This is a genomic window from Nocardioides sp., assembly GCF_035429765.1.
Classification (GTDB): domain Bacteria; phylum Actinomycetota; class Actinomycetes; order Propionibacteriales; family Nocardioidaceae; genus Nocardioides.
This window is the reverse complement of record NZ_DAOMFK010000214.1, coordinates 1-5,324: the sequence shown is the minus strand read 5'-3', so window position 1 is coordinate 5,324 and position 5,324 is coordinate 1. Positions and strand designations below refer to the sequence as shown.

5 protein-coding genes are annotated in these 5,324 nt (G+C 72.1%); 2 read left to right on the top strand and 3 right to left on the bottom strand.

Translation table 11 applies throughout. From position 1 onward, the window contains the following. The coding region (gene yaaA, locus PLP61_RS14755) for a peroxide stress protein YaaA (RefSeq protein WP_324503510.1) at window positions 1-379 on the bottom strand (379 nt) is incomplete at its 3' end. A 66-nt stretch (window positions 380-445) separates the two neighbouring features. Between yaaA and glgX the strand changes: the two genes are divergently transcribed. Both glgX and PLP61_RS14745 read left to right on the top strand, forming a co-directional pair. Then, window positions 446-2,521, top strand: a complete 2,076-nt coding sequence (gene glgX, locus PLP61_RS14750) for a glycogen debranching protein GlgX (protein WP_324503508.1) — start codon at window positions 446-448, stop codon at window positions 2,519-2,521. A 9-nt stretch (window positions 2,522-2,530) separates the two neighbouring features. Continuing rightward, window positions 2,531-3,982, top strand: a complete 1,452-nt coding sequence (locus PLP61_RS14745; RefSeq protein WP_324503507.1) for an RNB domain-containing ribonuclease — start codon at window positions 2,531-2,533, stop codon at window positions 3,980-3,982. Between the two features lie 86 nt (window positions 3,983-4,068). Here the strand turns inward: PLP61_RS14745 and PLP61_RS14740 are convergent, their stop codons facing one another. Together PLP61_RS14740 and PLP61_RS14735 are read right to left on the bottom strand one after the other, a co-directional pair. Beyond that, on the bottom strand, window positions 4,069-4,587 hold the full coding sequence (locus PLP61_RS14740) for a mycothiol transferase (RefSeq protein WP_324503506.1): 519 nt from the start codon (window positions 4,585-4,587) through the stop codon (window positions 4,069-4,071). A gap of 9 nt (window positions 4,588-4,596) precedes the next feature. Further along, window positions 4,597-5,324: aldo/keto reductase (locus PLP61_RS14735; RefSeq protein ID WP_324503505.1), on the bottom strand; the 728-nt coding region annotated here is incomplete at its 5' end.

The window sequence follows — 5,324 nt, the reverse complement described above, 5'->3', positions numbered from 1 at the left end:
CCGGGATCCGGTCGCCGGGCCGCACCAGCCCGAACAGGGCGGAGGCCACCGCGAGCCGGCTGCCGGCGCGCCTCTTCGCGGCGGTGCTCAGCGTGGCCACCTGCAGCGCGTCGTACAGCACCCCGGAGTAGACCCGGTCGGCCCGCGCGGTCGGCTCCTCCCGCAGCCGCGCGTTGCGCGCGACCAGGTCGCTCTGCGTGGGGCCCAGACCGAGGACCTCCGCGGCCTGGTCCGGCCGGGTGGCGCACAGCTCGACCAGCGCGTCGAGCACCGCCTCCCGCGGCGGCGTCAGCGTCGGGAAGCTCAGGGTCGCGAGGTCCAGCGGCGCCCCCCGTGACGGGGCGGCCTTGCCCTCGCTGGGCGGCAGCAGGATCAGCACCCGGTCAGCGTAAGGACCTTGGCGCCGGGGCTCGGAACCGGCCGGGCGCGGCACTAGTCTGGGGGAGTGCCGCACGGCCACAGCTACCCGCTCGGATCGACGGTCGTCGACGGAGGCGTCAACTTCAGCCTGTACTCCCGGAACGCCACCGGGGTGGACCTCCTGCTGTTCGACGAGCCGGACGCGCCGCCCTCAGGCCGGGTCCCGATCGACCCGGTGGACGGGCGGACCTACCACTACTGGCACACGTGGGTTCCGGACGTGCGGCCCGGTCAGCTGTACGCCTACCGCGTGCACGGCCCGAACGACCCTGGGCGGGGGCTGCGCTTCGACCCCGACAAGGTGCTGCTGGACCCGTACGGGCGGGCGGTGGTCGTGCCTCCCGGCTACGACCGGGCGGCCGCCGGTGTGCCCGGGGACAACGCACGCACGGCGATGAAGAGCGTGGTGGTCGACCCGACGGCGTACGACTGGGAGGGCGACCACCCCCTCCAGCACCCGTCCGCCCGCACCATCGTCTACGAGATGCACGTCGCGGGGTTCACCCGGCACCCGAGCTCGGGGGTCCCGGAGTCCCGTCGCGGCACCTACGCCGGTCTCGTCGAGAAGATCCCCTACCTCGTCGAGCTGGGCGTCACCGCGGTCGAGCTGCTGCCGGTCTTCCACTTCGACCGGCACGACTGCCCGGCCGGCCTGGTCAACTACTGGGGCTACGCGCCCGTCTCGTTCTTCGCGCCCTGCCCGGGGTACAGCTCGCGGCGCGACCCGCTCGGTCCGGTCGACGAGTTCCGCGACATGGTCAAGGCGCTGCACCGGGCCGGGATCGAGGTCATCCTGGACGTGGTGTTCAACCACACGGCCGAGGGGAACGAGTCCGGGCCCTTCCTGACCTTCCGGGGGATCGACAACCCCAGCTACTACCTCCTCGAGGCCGGCGGCAGGTACGCCAACTACAGCGGGTGCGGCAACACCGTCAACGCCAACCACCCGGTGGTGCGGCGGATGATCGTCGACTCGCTGGTCTACTGGGTGCAGGAGATGCACGTCGACGGGTTCCGGTTCGACCTCGCCTCCATCCTGGCCCGCGACGACACCGGGGCCCCGGTGCCGAACCCGCCGGTGCTCTGGGACATCGAGTCCGACCCGGCCCTGGCCGGGACCAAGCTGCTGGCCGAGGCCTGGGACGCCGCGGGGCTCTACCAGGTCGGCAGCTTCGTCGGCGACGCCTGGAAGGAGTGGAACGGTCGCTTCCGCGACGACGTGCGGGACTTCTTCCGCGGAGCCCCGGGCTCGGTGCGCAGCATCGCCGACCGGCTGGTGGGCAGCGCCCAGATCTTCGGGCACGAGCAGCGCGAGGCGGAGCAGAGCGTCAACTTCGTGAGCTGCCACGACGGGTTCACCCTCAACGACGTCGTCTCCTACAACGACAAGCACAACGAGGCCAACGGCGAGGACAACCGGGACGGGGCCTCGGACAACAGGAGCTGGAACTGCGGCGTCGAGGGACCGTCCGACGACCCCGCGGTCGAGGCCCTGCGGACTCGGCAGGTCAAGAACCTGTTCACGGTCACGCTGCTGTCCCTCGGGCTGCCGATGTTCGTCATGGGCGACGAGGTACGACGCACGCAGCTGGGCAACAACAACGCCTACTGCCAGGACAACGAGACCAGCTGGTTCGACTGGACGCTGCTGGACCGGCATGCGGACGTGCTCAGGTTCGTCCGGCTCCTCGACGCGCGCCGGGCGCTGCGCAGCCTCGAGGCGGAGGAGGAGGGGCTGAGCCTGACCGAGCTGCTGGCCCGGGCCGACAAGGCGTGGCACGGTGTCCGGTTGAACCAGCCCGACTGGGGCGACGACTCCCACAGCCTGGCGCTGACGGCCGAGCTGGAGAGCGAGGACATGGTGATGCACCTGATCCTCAACGCCTACTGGGAGCCGCTGGACTTCGAGCTCCCGGTGCTCAGCGGGCGCTCCTGGCGCCGCTGGATCGACACCGGGCTCGCCTCGCCCGACGACATCGTCCCGTGGCAGCTTGCCCCGGCGTACGACGGCCCGACGTACCCCGCCATCGCCCGCTCGGTCGTGGTGCTGTTCACCTCGTCGGTCCCGGACGCCGCGGGGCCGGAGGTCGCCGACCGATAGGGTCGAGCCATGGCGGGCGATCGGGTGGTGCGCATCCGCCGGCTTGCCGAGGACGGCGTCCAGGCGCGGTCGCTGCGCCGGGGGATCGCCGCGATCCAGCACGAGCAGGAGGTGACCCCGCAGTTCGATCCGGCCGTCGAGTCGGCCGCGGCGAGCGCCGCCGAGCAGCCCCGGCTGCCGGCACTCGACCGCACCGACCTCGAGCTGGTCACGATCGACCCGGCCGGGTCCCGCGATCTCGACCAGGCCGTGCACGTCGCAAGGGACGGACGGGGCTACCTGGTCACCTACGCCATCGCCGACGTCGCCGCGTTCGTCAGTGCCGGCGACCCCGTCGACGTGGAGGCGCACCGCCGCGGCCAGACGTTCTACGGCGCCGACTCCAAGATCCCGCTGCACCCGACGGTCCTCTCCGAGGACGCCGCGTCGCTGCTTCCCGACCGGGAGCGGCCCGCGCTGGTCTGGTCGATCAGGGTCGACGCCGACGGGGAGGGGACCGACGTGGACGTCCGGCGCGCGCTGGTCCGCTCCCGGGCCCAGCTGGACTACCCGACCGCCCAGCGCGGCATCGACGACCGGTCCGCACCCGAGTCGCTGCAGCTGCTGGCCGAGCTGGGCCGCAAGCGGCTGGTCCGGGAGGCCGCCCGCGGCGGGGTGTCGCTGCCGCTGCCCGAGCAGGAGGTGGACATCGACGGCGGGGAGTGGCGGCTGGAGTTCCGGTCCCTGCTCCCGGTGGAGCAGTGGAACGCCCAGATCTCGCTGCTGTGCGGGTTCGCCGCCGCGTGGCTGATGGTTCCGTCCCGGGTCGGCCTGCTCCGCACGCTGCCACCGCCGGACCCGCGGGACGTCGCCCGGCTGCACCGCACCGCGCGGGCGCTGCACATCCGCTGGCCGGCCGACCAGGCCTACCCCGACTTCATCCGTTCGCTGGACCCGGGGGTGCCCGCGCACGCCGCCATGGTGGTCGCGTGCACGCGGCTGCTGCGTGGCAGCGGGTACGCCGCCTTCCACGGCGACCTGCCCGAGCTGCTGGAGCACTCCGCCCTGACCTCGCCGTACTCGCACGTGACCGCGCCGTTGCGCCGGCTGGCGGACCGCTACGCCGGCGAGGTCTGCGTCGCGCTCTGCGCCGGGACCGCCGTGCCCGACTGGGTGATGGCGAGCCTCGACCGTCTCCCTGAGGAGATGCGCGAGTCGACCCGTCGGGCCAACCAGTACGAGAACGCGATCCTCAACCTGGTGGAGACCGGCATCCTCCAGCACCGCGTCGGCGCCGTCTTCGACGCGGTGGTGGTGGACGTCGACCCGAAGGACGAGCGCCGCGGCGAGGTCACGATCCAGGAACCGGCCGTCGAGGCCTCGGTCACCGGTGCGCACCGGCTGCCGCTGGGCGAGGAGGTCCGGGTCCGGCTCGTGAAGGCCGACCTGGGCACCCGGACTGTGGAGTTCAGGGTGGTCTGACGCAGGCCGCGGGGAGACTACTGGTGCGTACGACGTACCAGGCGCGTCGTACGCACCAGTAGCCTGCGCGAGCGGCTGGTCGAGTGCTACTCGTGCGCGCGATTCACGATGCCGCGGACGAACGCGGCCTGACCCGCGTGCTGGGCCGAGTCGTCGGCCACGCTGACCAGCCGCACCGCAAGCGTGACGGGCGGGGTCCAGCTCCGGTCCACGACACGAGGCAGGTCGTCGTCGCTCAGCGTCTGCAGGTACTCGACCACCCGGGCGTGGACGGCATCGTGGTAGCCCAGCAGCAGGTCGGCGTCGACGTCGACAGAGGCGACCTGCTCGCTGCTGTGGCCGTAGCCGTGGTCGTGCCGCTCCAACGGCAGGGCGAACCGCTCCACCCAGCCCTCCGACAGCCAGACCTGCTCGGTCCCTGCCACGCCGGCGATGTGGTCGTCCTGGATCCTCGTCAGGTGCCACACCAGCCAGCAGATCGTGTTCGCCTGCTCGTCCACGCGGTAGGTCAGCTCGCGCCGGCCCAGCCCCTCGACGGTGTCGTGGACGGTCTCGCGGACCCGACCGAACGCGTCGACCAGCAGGTCGGTCGCGGGGGTGCCCATCCTCCCGGCCTACCAGGCGTAGGCCTCGGGCGCCGGACCGCCCGGGCCGGGGAAGATCTCGTCGAGCCGGGCCAGCGCGTCGCCCGCCAGCCGGATCTCGGTGGCGCGCAGCGACCCGTCGAGCTGCGCCATCGTGCGCGGCCCGATGATCGGCGCGGTCACGGCCTCCTGGTGCAGCAGCCACGCCAGGCCGACGTCGGCCGGCTGCTCGCCCAGCTCCTCGCAGAAGTCCTCCCACGCCTTGATGGCCCGCCGGTTCTTCCGAAGATCGTCCTTGGCCCGCCCGGAGAGCCGACGCTTGCCCTGCTCGGTCTTGCGGATGATGCCGCCGAGCAGCCCGCCGTTGAGCGGTGACCACGGGATGACGCCCAGTCCGTAGCCCTGGCACGCGGGCAGCACCTCGAGCTCGACCTCGCGCTTGAGCAGGTTGTAGATCGACTGCTCGCTGACCAGGCCGAACCGGCCGCCTCGCCGGGCCGCCTCCATCCCCTGGGCGATGTGCCAGCCGGCGTGGTTGGAGGAGCCGAAGTAGAGCACCTTGCCCTGCGTGCGGAGGACCTCGAAAGCCTCCCAGATCTCCTCCCACGGGGTGGACCGGTCGACGTGGTGCATCTGGTAGAGGTCGATGTAGTCGGTCTGCAGACGCCGCAACGAGGCGTCGCAGGCCCGACGGATGTTGCGGGCGGACAGGAACGTGTCGTTGGGCCAGTCGCTCATCGAGCCGTAGAGCTTGGTGG

What these genes read in the sequence shown, in the direction of transcription:
- PLP61_RS14745 (WP_324503507.1), top strand. Translation starts at nt 2,531, where the DNA reads ATGGCGGGCGATCGGGTGGTGCGCATCCGCCGGCTTGCCGAGGACGGC.
- PLP61_RS14740 (WP_324503506.1), bottom strand. Translation starts at nt 4,587, where the DNA reads ATGGGCACCCCCGCGACCGACCTGCTGGTCGACGCGTTCGGTCGGGTC.